The 15,766-nt window shown below is 48.5% G+C and carries 15 protein-coding genes; 3 read left to right on the forward strand and 12 right to left on the reverse strand.

Annotated features, from left to right (window positions below):
• Positions 1–27: 27 nt before the first annotated feature.
• The 3 genes from DXA93_RS03700 to DXA93_RS03710 all read right to left on the reverse strand — a co-directional run bounded on the left by DXA93_RS03700 (position 28) and on the right by DXA93_RS03710 (position 3,029).
• Positions 28–360: a hypothetical protein gene (locus DXA93_RS03700; RefSeq protein WP_119207744.1), complete on the reverse strand. Its 333-nt coding sequence runs from the start codon at positions 358–360 to the stop codon at positions 28–30.
• Positions 336–1,469, reverse strand: coding sequence for an ATP-binding protein (locus DXA93_RS03705; RefSeq protein ID WP_119207745.1), 1,134 nt, complete (start codon positions 1,467–1,469; stop codon positions 336–338). The genes DXA93_RS03700 and DXA93_RS03705 overlap by 25 nt, the downstream gene beginning before the upstream one ends.
• Positions 1,470–1,556: 87 nt before the next feature.
• Complete coding sequence (locus tag DXA93_RS03710) at positions 1,557–3,029, reverse strand: vWA domain-containing protein (protein ID WP_117760790.1); 1,473 nt, start codon at positions 3,027–3,029, stop codon at positions 1,557–1,559.
• Positions 3,030–3,356: 327 nt separating this feature from the next.
• Here DXA93_RS03710 and DXA93_RS19410 point away from each other — a divergent pair, with 327 nt between their 5' ends.
• Positions 3,357–3,896 (forward strand): FKBP-type peptidyl-prolyl cis-trans isomerase, encoded by a 540-nt coding sequence (locus tag DXA93_RS19410; RefSeq protein ID WP_330427240.1) that lies wholly within the window; start codon positions 3,357–3,359, stop codon positions 3,894–3,896.
• 117 nt (positions 3,897–4,013) lie between these two features.
• Here the strand turns inward: DXA93_RS19410 and DXA93_RS03720 are convergent, their stop codons facing one another.
• From DXA93_RS03720 to DXA93_RS03760, 9 genes are all read right to left on the reverse strand, one after another.
• Positions 4,014–6,014, reverse strand: a complete 2,001-nt coding sequence (locus DXA93_RS03720) for an ABC transporter permease (RefSeq protein ID WP_119207747.1) — start codon at positions 6,012–6,014, stop codon at positions 4,014–4,016.
• Positions 6,007–6,774 (reverse strand): ABC transporter ATP-binding protein, encoded by a 768-nt coding sequence (locus DXA93_RS03725; protein ID WP_022461378.1) that lies wholly within the window; start codon positions 6,772–6,774, stop codon positions 6,007–6,009. Before DXA93_RS03725 ends, DXA93_RS03720 begins: the two co-directional genes overlap by 8 nt.
• Before the next feature lie 146 nt (positions 6,775–6,920).
• On the reverse strand, positions 6,921–7,940 hold the full coding sequence (locus DXA93_RS03730; RefSeq protein WP_226906369.1) for a sensor histidine kinase: 1,020 nt from the start codon (positions 7,938–7,940) through the stop codon (positions 6,921–6,923).
• 24 nt (positions 7,941–7,964) lie between these two features.
• Complete coding sequence (locus DXA93_RS03735; protein WP_022461380.1) at positions 7,965–8,636, reverse strand: response regulator transcription factor; 672 nt, start codon at positions 8,634–8,636, stop codon at positions 7,965–7,967.
• 135 nt (positions 8,637–8,771) lie between these two features.
• The gene (locus DXA93_RS03740) at positions 8,772–9,293 is read right to left on the reverse strand and encodes a nitroreductase family protein (protein ID WP_022461381.1); all 522 of its coding nucleotides are present in this window, start codon (positions 9,291–9,293) and stop codon (positions 8,772–8,774) included.
• A gap of 74 nt (positions 9,294–9,367) precedes the next feature.
• On the reverse strand, positions 9,368–9,544 hold the full coding sequence (locus tag DXA93_RS03745; protein WP_334295361.1) for a DUF6472 family protein: 177 nt from the start codon (positions 9,542–9,544) through the stop codon (positions 9,368–9,370).
• 115 nt (positions 9,545–9,659) lie between these two features.
• Positions 9,660–10,862 carry a class I SAM-dependent rRNA methyltransferase gene (locus DXA93_RS03750; protein ID WP_119207749.1) on the reverse strand — a complete coding sequence of 401 codons (1,203 nt, stop codon included), beginning with the start codon at positions 10,860–10,862 and terminating at the stop codon, positions 9,660–9,662.
• 137 nt (positions 10,863–10,999) lie between these two features.
• Positions 11,000–11,782, reverse strand: a complete 783-nt coding sequence (locus DXA93_RS03755) for a radical SAM protein (protein ID WP_330427255.1) — start codon at positions 11,780–11,782, stop codon at positions 11,000–11,002.
• A gap of 214 nt (positions 11,783–11,996) precedes the next feature.
• Positions 11,997–12,872 (reverse strand): methionyl aminopeptidase, encoded by an 876-nt coding sequence (locus DXA93_RS03760; protein ID WP_022461385.1) that lies wholly within the window; start codon positions 12,870–12,872, stop codon positions 11,997–11,999.
• Positions 12,873–13,243: 371 nt separating this feature from the next.
• Here DXA93_RS03760 and DXA93_RS03765 point away from each other — a divergent pair, with 371 nt between their 5' ends.
• Positions 13,244–13,672 carry a hypothetical protein gene (locus DXA93_RS03765; protein ID WP_055265297.1) on the forward strand — a complete coding sequence of 143 codons (429 nt, stop codon included), beginning with the start codon at positions 13,244–13,246 and terminating at the stop codon, positions 13,670–13,672.
• Between the two features lie 283 nt (positions 13,673–13,955).
• Positions 13,956–15,719, forward strand: a complete 1,764-nt coding sequence (locus DXA93_RS03770; RefSeq protein WP_119207750.1) for a Na/Pi cotransporter family protein — start codon at positions 13,956–13,958, stop codon at positions 15,717–15,719.
• The last annotated feature ends 47 nt before the right edge of the window (positions 15,720–15,766 follow it).

Raw genomic sequence — 15,766 nt, forward strand, 5'->3', positions numbered from 1 at the left:
CCATTTTCTTCTTTACAAAGTGGCAGCTTATCCTTCGGCATCCATGCTTTTCTCAATCAAAAAGCTCCGTAACGCTGGACTTCGCGCCAGATTTGCTTCAAACAGCACCACTTCTGCTCCGCCCGGAAAGCTGTTCTGTAAAAATTCAGCGGCACGGCGGATCTGCAGTTTCACATCCTTTACTTCCTTCTCCACTTTTTCCTGTTCCAGTTCACATACCGTTTCAAAAAGCTCTTTCATCTGATCTGAATCGGTTTTGCGACATTTTTTAGCGGTCTCCTCGAGTTTTTTTAACTTTTTCAAGACCCGCGCATTCGTTTCTTTCTCGCCCTTTTTCAGCAGTCCCTGCTGTTTGCACACTGCAAATCCCTGCTCTTTCTGTTGTAGCCAGGATGCGTATGTCTCATCTTTTTTCTGCCTGCAAAGCCCGGTAAACTGGCGAAAGCACTCGGAGAGCTCCTTTGCCGTGTGCTCCTGCTTCTGGCAGGCGGATGCCTCTTTCCGAAGTGCCGCATGAAACAGAGACAGCAGTACAGATCGCTCTTCTGCGGAACCATTTGCCGCCATCTGCTGTTTTTGTGCCATGATTTTCCGGAAAATGCACCGGTCAGAATCTCCTCCACACCGTAATCCTGTCCATATTTTTCGTAAATCCTGTAGTACGAGCTGAATTCCTCCGCCGTCTTTTCTTCCTGCAAATATTGTCCGATCAGTGCTTCGTCGACCGGAAAATGCAGGATTTCATAACTTTTCAGCACGGCCGACAAATCCTCCCAGCCGCGTGCTGTCACAAAACGCTTCTCATCCACTTCCTGCGAAACAGAATAAAAATGGTCACTGTGTGCCATAAGGTACGTTGTCACGGCGCTGTGGATCTGATTTTTCTCTGCGTAGGAGAGCCAGACGGAAAGCTCGGGAAGCACCTCGATCTTCCGCACACGGTCAAGCGTTGCCACATCAAATTCCCGCACAGATTTATTGTATTCCGGCGGATTTCCGGCGGCCACGATCAGCCAGTCATCCGGGATGTGCTGATTGCCGAATTTTTTCTCCTGCAAAAGCTGCAGCATTACCGGAGCGAGGGTCTCGGAGACGCAGTTAATTTCATCGAGAAAGAGGATACCCCGCTTCTTTCCGGTCTGCTCCATGCAGTCATAGATCGAGGCGATGATCTCGCTCATCGTGTATTCCGTTGTATGTACCATTTTCCCTTCGATTCCACGTGTGCAGATCTCCGGAAGGCCCATGGCACTCTGACGCGTATGGTGTGTCATCGTGTAGGCGACAAGCCCCACACCGCACTCTTCTGCGATCTGCTCCATAATTGCCGTTTTTCCGATGCCCGGCGGGCCGATCAGGAGAATGGGACGCTGCTGCCGGAGCGGAACCAGCGGAAAACCAATTTCATCTCTTGCAAAGTATGCGCGCAGGGCTTTTTCAATTGTCTCTTTTGCTTCTTGTATGTTCATATGATCTCTCTTATCTTATGCACTCTTTATGTACTCTCGAAATCTTTCTGTGTTTGATTTTGCGAGATGCTTTTTTGTCAGTTTTGTTCAAAGAGTACATTCTTCTGTCAGCAGTTTTTTTGCCCATTTTGGGACAAGATTCATTTTTTCGGTCTGTCTGACAAAGACGAATGCCGTCTCGTAATCGGGCTTTTGTTCGGGATAAATTCCGTCTCCGTCGGTAAAATAGATCAACGCTTTTAAGTTTCGGAATACATGCTGTTTCCGCAACTCTTCCACTTTCTGAAAGACAGGACGGAAATCGGTTCCGCCTCGGCCCTTGATGATAATTGTTTCACGGTAAGCTTCCCATTCTTTCGGTGAATGGATCATCGTGACATCCTGCACGAAGCTGTCGCACTGGATCAGGCAGACGTTCCATCGGGAAAAGAAGTTTTCTTTTTCTTCAAGAATGCTGCGCGTCTCACCAAGGAACTTTGCTACAATTTCTTTTTTGCACGAACCGGATGTGTCGATCGCGATAACCAGCTCTTCGAGACGGTTTCCCTCGCGCGTCTCCGGCGGCTCGATGAAAGGGAAATTTCCGTAATACATAAGCCCATAATGGTAAGCGACTGGATCGAAGCTGTCGAGATCCAGCTCCATTTCCTCGCGGGTAACGGTAAAGCGTTTCAGGAAGCGGCGGTAATCGTACGCTCTTTTTTCGATCCCGGACAGGGTTTCTTTTTTTCCACCACGGTTCTGGCCTCGCAGCAGGCCGCCGGTGCCGTAGTTTTCCGCCAACTTGCGGGAAGCACGTTTCCAGACTGATTGAAAAGACTCGATAAGTTCCGGTTCTTTTCCCGGCACCAGCCATGAAACCGGAGACTGTTTTTCTTTTTCCGGCATCAGCCATGAAACCGGGGGCTGTTCTTTTTTTTCCGGCTCCGGTGTTTCTTTCCCAAACCGGCGGATGCATTCCAGCAGCAGGTGCTGATAGCCTTCCTTGAGGAACGATGAATTTTCGGCACACATGCAGAGTACAAAATCGGAGTTAAAATATATCGTATGACCGTCGGATGTGATGGCTTTTGTCCTGTCGGATGGCTGATGCTGAAAGAAAAGAATCGCTTCACCAAGTTCCGGGTACAACCAGCAGAGGTTTTTGCGGGCTTCTTCGAAAAGCCGGAGCGCCAGCGCTTCTTTTTCTTTTGTGGGCTTTTCTTTTTGAAACGCAGCTTCTGTTTTTCTGCTTTCCGTATTCTCCTGCATCGGATCCTGTGAGCTCCGGTTCAGGAGAATACGGAAAGCCTGCCATTTCTGCTGGTCGGCAGCAAGGTTGAGAAAACGTTTTCGGTCTGCATCGGACAGCCATCCGGTCTGCAGAATACGTTCCAGCTTTGAAAAATCATCCTCACGAATCAGCATTTCGACAGCGGGACGAATGCGTTTCCGCAGGTATGCAGTATATGCGGCTCGCTGTTCTTCCGGAAGATCCTGCGATTCACAAAAGCTGGAAAGTGCAGCCCGGAGGCGCTGCTGTTCGGATGTCGTCGTTCTGAAACTACTCCAGTCATCCATTTTATTCACTCCCTTACTCGCCGCGTTTTCTTACTTGCACTCAATCTTACGCTATCGCGTAAGCAACATTCGTCGTTCGCCAACTGAAAATAAATTTTCATTTGGCTCACTTGCACTCAATCTTACGCTGCCGCGTAAGCGACATTCGTCGTTCGTCAAATGAAAATAAATTTTCATTTGACTCACTTGCACTCATTATATCGTCATTTTTGAGCATTGACAATGTTGGATCGTGTTATTTTTTTCACACTTTTACCATATTTTTATGATATACTTGATATTATAAAATACGATTGCAGTCGTAAAAGCGCAAAGGAGATCCTTTTTATGAACAAAGAAAACAGAAAAGCTGCCAGGGAACGGCGTGCCAAAGAGCGGGAGCACGAAGCGAAAGTAGCGCATTACAAAAAGATCTGGAGCTGGGCCGGACCGGCTCTGATTGTCGTTGTGATCGTCGGCCTTATTATTGCCAGCGTACTCGATTCCAAACGACTCTCTACCAAAAGTGCCTCGGAGGATACCTCCACAGCCTCATCGACCGCATCCGCCTCATCAGCCTCCACTTCGGCTTCTGCCTCTTTGCAGACCGACACTTCCCTTACCATCGAGGACGGTGATACCGTCAATATCGACTATGTCGGCTCCATTGACGGCGTGGAATTTGAAGGTGGAAACACAAAAGGAAACGGCGCTGATCTTGTGATCGGTTCTCATACTTACATCGATGACTTTGAAGAACAGCTCATCGGTCATCACCCGGGCGACAGCGTAGATGTAACCGTCACTTTCCCGGAAGACTATGGAAAAGACGAACTCAACGGAAAAGAAGCTCTTTTCAAAGTTACCGTCAACGGCATTTATAAATAGAACAGCAAAAAAGACATCCTCCACAGATTTTCCGTCTGCGCCGGATGTCTTTTTCTCATCGTTTTTTGTTAAGTTTTTTTCAAAGCCGCGCTGATGTTTTGAAAAAAGTACATCTTTTTATTCCACAATTTTGTAATACGCCCGCGCCGTCAGCACATAGACGATCAGGTAAACCACGGCAAACGCCGCAATCGTAATCGCTGTTGCAGCCAGGAACAGATTGCTGTCCGGGAAATTCAGCATTGCCATGATACGCCTGGTCAATGGAAACGCTACCATTGTATGCACCACGGCCACCGCGAGCGGCAGGAAAAAGACCGTTACCACCTGTGACTGAATCGTCTGACGGATTTCTTTGCGGCTCATGCCGACCTTCTGCATAATCTGGAACCGTTTTCGGTCATCGAAGCCTTCTGAAACCTGCTTATAATAGATAATCATAACGGCACCCATCAAAAACAGCGCACCGACGAAAACACCTAAAAACAGAAGTGAACCATACAGACTGTAAACCGTATTGCGCTCTTTTTCGCGCACTTCCACCCATCCGTTAAAAGATGACTCCGTCAGTATCGTCTCAATCTCATTTCCAACAGTGATCTGTTCGCCGGCATCCCCGATAAGATCCAGAGCATATTCCCAACTGTATCCTTCTGGCTCCTTTCCCTGCACAGCTGCATACGCTTCCTTTGCTTCATGGTTCCGCGTCACCACCGTCATTGTCTCATACACTTGCGTCTTCTCATCCAGAACGTACGATTTCTTATCGGTATTCCATTTTTTTACTTCATACGTCTGATTTCCCAGTTCAATCGTGTCATATCCATAATTTTTCTGTTTTTCCTGAAAAACCAGAGCCTGCCCTGGTTCCAGCTCTACCTGTTCGCCGGTTACCTGTTTGTACTCCGACTCTTCCATAATCTTTATCAGTGTACTCGCCGCAGCATCATCTGACTGTGTTTTTTCTACTTTGTTTCTATCTACATCAGCAAGCATAACATAGTATCTCTGATCACTTTCATACTTTTTTCTGAGCTGCTTTTCTTCCAGATGCTGATCAATCCCAGTTTTCACTTCCTCTATCATCTTCTGACTGACCGGCTCCACCGTCTTCATAATGCCGCTCACGCCAGTATTTGCTTCGATCGAAATCTGATGTGGAAACCGCGTATAGGTAACCTCCTCAATCCCCGTCCACAGACATGTGCTGATGGAGATAACCAGAAGCACACCCGTTGACAGAATACAGATATTCGCAAGACCGACCGCATTTTGCTTCATGCGGTACAGCATGCCCGAAATGCTTGTAAAATGGCGTGTCTGGTAATAGTAATTCTTGTTTTTCTTCAGAATTTTCAAAAATGCAATACTTCCAGCAGAAAACAGGCAGTACGTTCCCACCATAACCAAGGCGATTGCATTAAAAAACTTATCAAGTGCGTCCATCGAGGATTGGCTGGTCAGAGCCAGATAATAGCCAACACCAAGAAGCATGAATCCAAGAACCGCCGTCAAAAGCTTCGTTTTCGGTTCCCGCTCACCCTGCGCGCCGCCGTGCAGCAGTTCGACCGGCTGTGAGACGTGGATCTGGCGAAGGCTTAAGAGAAAATTGATCACAAAAGTCAGGCCGAACAGCAGCATCGTACTTCCCACGGCTTTTGCACTGAACGCAAAACCAATTGTTCCGTTCAGTCCGGTCAGCTTCATCAGCACCAGAAACAGCAGGCGGTACAGCAGCACACCGAGCAGAATACCGATTCCAAGCGATGCCGCCCACAGATACAGACTCTCAAAAAAGAGGATCTTCGCCAGATGCTTTTTCTCCATGCCGAGAATCTGGAACAGACCGAACTCTTTTTTTCTTCTTTTTGTCAGAAAACTGTTGCTGTAGATCAGAAAAATCACCGCGAACAGGCCAATGATATAGGTTCCCATCCCCATCACTGTCAGGATCGTATCTTTTCCGATCATGGAATCAAAGCCACTTCCCTGCGCCAGTGTATCCATGATAAAAAACATCACCACCGTGCCGATGCATGACAGCAGATACGGAAGAATATTCTGACGGTTTTTGCTCAAATTTGTTTTTGCCAGTCTGGCATACAGCAGATTATTCATCCCGTTCACCACCCGTCGCAAGAATTGTCAGCGTATCGGAGATCTTCTGATACATCTCATCGCGCCCTAAAGAACCGCGATACAGCTGGTGGAAGACCTCGCCGTCCTTGATGAACAGCACACGCTTCGCCGAGCAGGCCGCCTTCACACTGTGCGTTACCATAACAATCGTCTGGCCCTCCTCGTTGATCTCCCCGAACAGTTTCATGAGGCCATCCGCTGCATGGGAATCGAGCGCGCCGGAAGGCTCATCCGCAAGAACCAGCTCTGGATTGGTAATCAGCGCACGCGCAACGGCTGCACGCTGCTTCTGTCCGCCGGACACCTCATATGGGTATTTATTGAGGATCTGGGTGATGCCGAGTTTTTTCGCAATCGGCTCTGCCCGAAGACTCATCTCCTCGTATTTTTTTCCTTCCAGCACGAGCGGCAGATAAATATTGTCACGCAGGGAAAAGGTATCGAGCAGGTTGAAGTCCTGGAACACGAAACCTAAGTTTTCGCGGCGGAATCCGGCAATCTCCTTCTCTTTTAATTCGCCGAGATTTTTTCCATTTAACCGCACCTGTCCGCCGGTTGGCTTGTCGAGTGCCGCGAGCAGGTTCAGAAGCGTCGTTTTTCCGCTTCCCGATTCGCCCATGATTGCAACAAATTCGCCCCGTTCCACTGTAAAATTAACGTCTTTCAACGCTTCCACCCGGTTGCTGCCGAGGCGCGTGGTATATATTTTTTTCAGATGTTCTACTTCCAGAATTGCCATGTCACATTTTCCTTTCTGTCTGAACTGTTTTCTTAATTGACAAGACTTATTATACCCGTCCGCGCCCTCTTCTGCCTTAGGATCATCTTACAAAAATACCGGCAACCTTACATTTCTGTAAGATTCCCGGCGAAGCTCTCTATGTACTACAGGGATACAGTATCCAGCCCAAGATACACCTTCGTTCCCGCTCCCATCTCCGACTCGATGCGGATGGTATGCGAAAGTTTCTCCATGATCTGGCGGCACAGATACAGTCCGATGCCTGTTGACCGCTTGTCTGCGCGGCCGTTGCAGCCCGTGTAGCCTTTTTCGAAAATCCGCGGCAGATCCTCCGGCGCAATGCCGATGCCGGTGTCCTCAATCACCAGCGTTTTTGGTGCATCCGGTGACAGATAGATGTGAATGCTGCCACTTTTCGTGTATTTCAGCGCATTTGACAGAATCTGCTCCAGCACAAAGACGAGCCATTTTTCATCTGTCAGCACCTCGCAGTGCACCGGCTCGTAGGAAAGGATAATTTTCCGGCGGATAAAAAGCGGGGCATATTTCCGCACAGCCTGGCGGATCAGCGCATCCAAATCGTACCTTGCAAAGACAAGATCCGATGTCATTTTTTCCATGCGCAGGTACTGCAGCGCCATCTGCACATACTGCTCCGTCTGGAAAAGTTCGCTCTGCATTTCACGCGAAAGCGGCGTATCCTCCTCCTGCAGAAGCAGCCGCATCGCCGCAATCGGCGTTTTGATCTGATGGGTCCACATCGTGTAATACTCCATCATATCGCGGTATTTCTGCTCCATCTTAATCTGTTCTTCCTGAAACTGCCGCTCGTAGGATGCGATGATCTGCTGGTAATCCCGCGCCAGAAGCCCGTCCGCCTCCGGAAGCGCTTCTGTTTTGCCCTGCGGTTCGGCGGCAAGGAGTGCTAAGACCAGATGATGTTTCCGGTACTTCCCATAATGAAAGCAAAAACCTGCGGCTCCGACAGCAGCCATCAGCACGATCATATAAACGGTGACATCCTGCGGCACATTGCGCAGAAAACAGAGAAGTGAAAATACTCCTATAAAAGCGGCAATCCGCACGGCCGATGCAAGATGCTCTTTCAAATACCAGTTAAGAAGCATAAACTCCTGCCGGATTCCCTCTTTCTGTTGTTCCATCCTTTTTCTCCTGTTCTGCTTCCGTCATGCGATCAGGTAGCCGACACCCTTTTTCGTCTGGATAAAGTCTGTAAGTCCTGCCTCCTCCAGTTTTTTCCGCAGGCGCGTGACGTTGACGGTCAGCGTGTTGTCATCTATAAAGCTGTCCGACTCCCACAGATGCATCATCAGCATATCGCGGCTGACGGCTTTTCCTTTATTTTCGAGAAGGGACTGCAGAATGCGCCACTCATTTTTTGTCAGCTCAATCCGCTTTCCCCGGTAATTCAGCACACCACTTCCCGTATCGAGCATGGCACCGCGGTGCTCGAGGAAATTCGTTTCTCCGGCAAATTCGTAGGTGCGGCGGAGCATCGCCTGGACTTTGGCGGTCAGGACACTTAAATCAAACGGCTTCGCGATAAAGTCATCGCCGCCCATATTAACGGCCATAATGATGTTCATGTTGTCCGATGCAGAAGAAAGAAAAATTACCGGCACTTTAGAGACTTTTCGAATCTCCTGGCACCAGTGAAATCCGTTAAAAAAGGGAAGATGAATGTCCATCAGCACTAATTGCGGATTTTTCACGGCAAATTCGGCGAGAACGCCGGAAAAATCCTGTACGCAGAACGCATCCATGCCCCAGGAAACCAGGCTCTGCTGCACGGCGCGGGCGATGACTTCATCATCTTCTACAATCATAATTCGATACATGGCTGTTCCTCTGTTGTCTCTAGCAAAGCGGATATTCGCAATCCGCTTCGCTACTTGCTTGATTCGGTTAAAAATATGGACTCCGGGCGGGTGTTTTCAACGCACAGCCGCTCCCGGAGCCGTTTTCGCAGATGATTATACTCTTACAATATAATCTGCTTTTCTTTCTTTTGCCTCCGGGTACTCACAGTCGCGATAACCGAGGATGCAGTGGCCGATTCCAACATAATTTTCGGAAAGTCCCCACTCTTTTAAGAGGGCTTTTCCCTCCGGGCTCGCGAACTCTTCTTTTGCACGATGGATCCAGCAGGAATCCACACCAACGGCATGTGCTGCCAGCATCAGATTTCCCATGACAAGAGAGCCGTCCTCCACATAAGTTCCGCGCTCCGGGTCAGCAAGCACGATCAGAACGGTCGGTGCGCCGTAGAACGGATCGGATGTTGTACCCATAACAGCCGCATTCATTTTCGAAAGTTTTGCAATCAGCTCCGGTTTCTGTACCACAACAATCACCGGCGACTGTTTTCCCATGCCGGTTGCCGCATACGTTCCGGCCTCCAGAATTGCATCGAGCTGCTCATCGGTAATCTGCTCCGCTTTGTATTTGCGGATGCTTCTTCTTGTTTTGATTGCATTTAATACTTCATTGTTCATGGTAAAAATCCTCCTGTTCTTTTTTTGTTTTTATCGCAAACGCCGCAGCCTTATATACCGGACGCATTGCCTGCCTACATCTGTTTCCGCACAATCCGATACTCGTCGCCGAGCTGGTAGTACGGACAGTTGTAAAATTTATCCTGCAGAAAACGTGCCATCTCATCCTCATCGAGATCGACCTCGCAGGTGTAGCACTCATACTCATCATCATACACAAAATTGCCGCACGACTCACAGCTTGTGGCCATCTGGCGGGAGTGCTTTTTCTTTTGTGCATGGGGTATTGGTTCTGTCATATGGCAATTCCTCCCATTTCTTACACTTCGATTCTCCGTTTCGGCGCTTCCGGCAGAGGAAGAATTTCTATTTTTCATCCACAACCTGGAAGCTATAAAATTTCAGGTAATAGGACTCATCCGCCGCCCACAAAATTGGATGATCCGGGGCCTGGGTGCGGTATTCTACCTGACGAAGGCGTTTGTGGACGTTGTGAGCCGCCTGATTGATGGTTTTCGTGAAGAGTTCGTAGTCCATAAAGTGGGAACACGAACAGGTGCACAGATAGCCGCCGTCTTTGACCAGTTTCATGCCGCGCAAATTGATTTCACGATATCCCTTGATTGCGTTTTTGATGGAGTTTCTTGATTTTGTGAAAGCCGGCGGATCAAGGATAACAACATCGAATTTTTCACCTTCTTTTTCAAGACGCGGCAACAGTTCAAAGACATCCTCGCACACGAAAGATGCTACGTTTTCCAGGCCATTTAAGGCTGCGTTTTTCCGTGCCTGCTCTACACCGAGCTCCGATGCATCAACGCCGATGACTTCCTTTGCTCCTGCATATGCCGCATTCAGTGCAAACGATCCGGTATGGGTAAAGCAGTCGAGCACTCTCGCGTCCTTGCAGAGCTTCTGCACAGCCAGACGGTTGTATTTCTGATCCAGGAAGAAACCAGTTTTCTGGCCGTCCTTGACATCGACGAGATAGTGGACACCATTCTCGACTATTTCCACGCTGGTGTCAAACGGCTCGGAGAGAAAGCCTTTCATACGCTCCATGCCCTCCTGCTCACGCACTTTTGCATCACTTCGCTCAAACACGCCGCGGATCTTAACCCCGTCAGCTGCCAGAACCTCCTCCAACAGGCGGATAATCGTCATTTTCATTTTGTCGATACCAAGTGCCAGTGACTGAACGACCAGCACATCGGAGAATTTATCCACTACGAGTCCCGGCAGGAAGTCTGCCTCGCCAAAGATCAGGCGGCAGCTCGATGTGTCCGTCACTTTTTTGCGGTATTCCCAGGCATCCTGCACTCTTTTTTTCAGGAATGCTTCATCGATTTCCTGGTCGATGTTTCTTGTCATCATACGGATACGGATTTTGGAATGCTCGTTGATGAAACCTCGTCCCATCGGGTATCCGTCGAAGTCGCGCACCAGCACGATATCTCCGTTTTCATATGCTCCTAAAATCGAAGCGATCTCATTATCAAAAATCCAGGCTCCGCCCTGCTTTAAGGCGCGGCCCTCTCCTTTTTTCAGTGTTACAACTGCGTTGCTCAAAAGTTTTTCCTCCTTAAAAACAATATAGTTAGTCATATTTAATCATAGACAAATGTGTTTCGCTTGCATTCTCAAAACCGCGCTTCCAGCGCTTTTTGCTGCTGCGAAGCTCCTTTTTGCACGAGTGAACTATAACGTCAGATTCCTCTTCCATCAAACTCCGGAATGAAGCTCTCCTCAGCCACCGGGCCTTCCTGTAAAAAGGCGTTGGTGACGCCGAGGGAAAACGTATAGTCCAGCAGTCGCTCATACTCCCGCTTTGTCGTTTTCCGGTTCAGCGGACTTATGTTTTCCACCTGCGGAAGCGGCGTGTACTGGCTCATGAGGCTCAGCCAGACGGTATCGCCGTACGTCTCATAGACGTATTTTACCACAGCTTTTGCATTTTTTACAGCACCGGGCAGCAATAAATGGCGCACAATCACACCTTTTTTCATCAGACCATTCTCATCGAATACAGCCTCGCCCGTCTGGCGCACCATTTCCGCCAGCGCCCGTTTTGCTGTTTCCGGGTAATCTTCTGCCCGCGAGTACGCTTTTGCAAGGGAGGGAACCATATATTTAAAATCCGTCAGGTAAATATCGATCAGCCCATCCAAAGCCTGCAGGGCTTCCACGCTCTCATACCCACCGCAGTTATAGACAACCGGTACGGTAAGTCCCTTCTCTTTCGCCAGAAGAAGTGCTTCCCGGATCTGCAGCACGTAGTGGCTCGGCGTCACGAGATTAATGTTATTCGCATTCTGCGCCTGCAGCTCCAGAAAAATATCCGAAAGCCGCCCGATCGAAATCACTTTTCCGCTCTCCATTTCCGCAATATGATGGTTCTGACAGTAAACACACCGCAGATTGCACCCGGAAAAGAAAACCGTCCCTGACCCCGTCGTCCCGGAAATACAAGGCTCCTCCCAGAAATGCAGCGCCGCCCGCGCCGCCGCAACCCCGGAGGCGCCTTACAATATCCCGTCTTTCCATGCTCCCGGTCCGCTCCGCACTTCCGCGGACAGACCCGGCACCGGCTCATCTCCAGTTCCAAATCCTGCATCGTATTTCTCCCTTTTCTCTTTAGAAAAAAGCCGTGTCTCCGGAAAATAGTTCTTCCACAGACACAGCTTTCATCTTTCTATGCGTCAATTAATATGCCAGAATTTCATATCCATCTTCTGTTACCGCAACCGTAACCTCCCACTGGGCTGACGGTGCGCCGTCTTCGGTGTAGACGGTCCAGTCGTTGTCGGAGTCGATGAAGATTTCATCGGTTCCGAGATTGATCATAGGCTCAATGGTGAATACCATGCCCGGTACGAGCAGCATTCCGGTATCTCGTCTTGTGACATAGCTGACGAACGGATCCTCGTGGAACTCCAGACCGACGCCATGACCGCCGATGTCACGGACAACTTTATAGCCCTGGCTCTGGGCAAATTCATTGATCACCGCGCCGACATTGCCAAGCCGGTTAAACGGACGTACTTCTGAGAGTCCAAGCTGTACGGCTTTTAACGTATCTTCCACCAGCTTCTTTGAAACATCGTCTACCTCACCGATGCAGAACATACGGGAAGAGTCGGAAAAATATCCCTTATAAATAGTAGAAACATCGACGTTGATGATGTCTCCGTCCTGCAGAATTTCCTCCTCATTCGGAATTCCATGGCATACCGCATCGTTGATGGAGGTACACACGCTCTTCGGAAATCCTTCATAATTCAGCGGTGCTGCAATTCCGCCGAGTTCTTTTGTCTTTTCTGCGACCAGACGGTCGATGTCTTCCGTACTCATGCCTGCATGAATGTTTTCGGCCACATAATCCAGAACTGCAATATTGACAAGACCGCTTTCACGAATTCCATCGATCTGATCAGGTCTTTTGATAATTTTCTTCGGCGGAATTTTCCATCCCTTTAATTTATAAGAATTGATTTTCTCATCCAGCGCCAGATGGCAGTCTTTGTACTTCTTCCCGCTGCCGCACCAGCAGGGATCATTTCTTCCAATTTTTTTCAGCATAATGTTCTATCCTCTTTCTGAACGCGGAACGACAGATCCGATTTTCTGTCCCCCGCTGAAATTCATATAACTCCTCTACTACTTTACCACACTCCGGCAAAACTGCAAGCAAAAGTTCACAAATGAATAACTCTCTCAAAAGAGACCATCTGCCCAGATGACAGATCCCGTTTCTCCCAGAATCCCAATCGCCGACTCCGGCCCGTAATGCACCATATCTTTTGTGGTCAGCAAATGCCAGCCGCCTTTCCTGTCGCTGACGAAATATGGATTTCAGGTAAAATTACAATTCAAATCAGGTATATTTGCCCCGATTTCCGGCAATACTTTTTCATGAAACCACCAAAGAAAGTAAGAAAGGAAGATGCACGATGAGTGGAGATGCAGAGCTTTTAAACTTTATTTACCAGAACTCCCAGATGGGTGTCGACACGATCCGGCAGCTCATTGGAGTCGTTGAGGACAAAGACTTAAAAGAACATCTGAAAACCCAGTTTCAGGGCTATGAAGAATTTCATCAGGCGGCAAAGGAGCTGCTGAATGAGCACGGCTACGATGAAAAAGGCCTTGGTATAGTGGAAAAAGCACGCACGTATTTTATGATAAACCTGCAGACTATGACGGATCCGTCCGCCTCACACATTGCCAGCATGCTGATTACCGGAAGCAGCATGGGCATCGTCGAGGCAATCCAGAAGTACCGCCAGTATGAGGACGCGGATCCCAAAATCCGGGATCTGATGGATAAGCTGCGAAAATTTGAAGAACACAACATGGAAAAATTAAAAGATTTCTTATGAAAATCATATTCAGCCAAACTACCCGCATCTGCAGATCCTGCGAGTGGCAGCTTCTTTCGGATGCAAAGGAATCGAGAAACGATCCGGTACCGGCACAAAACAGTGCCGCACCGGATTTTGAGTTGTTTTGACCGTTTTACAAACTTTACATACATTTAACACAAAACTGTTTTTAGATGTGTTATCTTCTAAATGTAGGTTTTTTCTCGAGTAAGACCTGCAAAACGTGTATCTATTGTTAAAACCACGAAAAGAAAAAGAAAATTACGTAAAGGGAGAAATTATGGACATTTTTGGAGTGTTATCCTTTGTCGGTGGCCTTGCCATGTTCTTATACGGCATGAGTGCCATGGGCGATGGCCTGACCAAACTTTCCGGCGGTAAACTGGAATACCTGCTGGAAAAGCTGACCTCAAAGCGGATTATGGCAGTTCTTTTAGGTGCCGGTGTTACCGCAGTTATCCAGTCCTCTTCTGCAACTACTGTTATGGTTGTCGGATTCGTAAACTCCGGCATCATGAAGCTGAACCAGGCAGTCGGCATCATTATGGGTGCCAACATCGGTACCACCATCACTTCCTGGATCTTAAGTCTTACCGGCATTCAGGGCGACAATGTATTCATTAAAATGCTGAACCCGTCGTCCTTTTCCCCCATTCTTGCAATCATCGGCGTTTTTATGCTGATGCTGGCAAAGAGCGATAAAAAGAAAAATGTCGGTACTCTGTTAACCGGTTTTTCCATTCTGATGTTTGGTATGCACACCATGAGCAGCGCTGTATCACCGCTCGCAGATGTACCGGAATTCACGGGACTTCTCGTAAAATTCTCAATTCCGGTGCTCGGTGTTCTTGCCGGAACCATTCTGACCGCCGTGATCCAGAGTTCCTCTGCTTCTGTCGGTATTCTTCAGGCACTCTGCGCAACCGGTTCCGTCAGCTACGCCGTAGCGATCCCGATCATCATGGGACAGAATATCGGTACATGTATCACCGCATTGCTCTCCTCCATCGGTACAAGCCGCAATGCACGCCGTACCGCAATGGTTCACCTTTATTTTAATATCATCGGTACTGTTCTTTTCCTGGTTCTCTTCTATGGAATCAATGCCTTTGTACATTTTCCATTCCTGGAAACCTCGGCAAATGCAGCCGGCATCGCAATCGTTCACTCCGGCTTCAATATTTTCGCAACACTGATCCTGTTCCCGTTTGCAGACGGACTGGTCAAACTTGCGAAACTGACCATTCCGGACGGACCGGAAGAAAAAGCAGACGAAGCTGTTCAGATGCTCGATACCCGTTTCCTCGACAGCCCGGCTTTTGCTCTGCAGCAGTGTAAAGTTGCAGCCGCAAAAATGGCAGAACTGACCGAAACCGGTCTTGTTACTTCTGTTGACCTGATGGCCTCCTACAACGAGGCGGATGCGGAAAATGTAGATATTCTTGAGAAAAAGGTGGATCATTTTGAAGATGCCCTCGGCACATATCTGGTGAAGCTTTCCAGTGAAAAGCTTTCCCCGAAGGACAGCCAGACACTTTCCATGATCCTGCACTGCATCGGCGATTTCGAACGAATTTCCGATCACACCGTCAACATCATGAAAGCTGCAAGAGAAATGCATGACAAGAACCTGCAGTTCTCCGCTGACGGAGCCGCAGAGCTTGCTGTTTATGGAAAAGCAGTCAAAGATATTGTCAGCCTGACCTTCTCCGTTTTCAATAATGAAGATGTGAAAAAAGCAAATGAAGTGGAACCGCTCGAGCAGGTGATTGACAGCCTGAATTCCAGACTGAAGAATCACCACATCGAACGGCTCCAGAGTGGAAAATGCACGATCGAGCTTGGTTTTATCCTTTCCGATGTGATGACCGACTTCGAACGGATTTCCGACCACTGCTCCAACATTGCCGTCTGCGTCAGCCAGATCCACAGCGGATCGTTTGATACACACGAATATCTGCATGCGCTGAAGAAAGAAGAAGAGTTTGAGTCAGAGTACAAAGAACTGAAAAAACAGTATCAGCTGCCAACGCTGAAAGCCTAAAAACAGACTGTACTGTAACCATAAGCTGTACAACCGGGAATTTTTAT

It is taken from the genome of Blautia sp. OF09-25XD, assembly GCF_003482095.1.
Classification (GTDB): Bacteria; Bacillota; Clostridia; order Lachnospirales; family Lachnospiraceae; genus Fusicatenibacter; species Fusicatenibacter saccharivorans.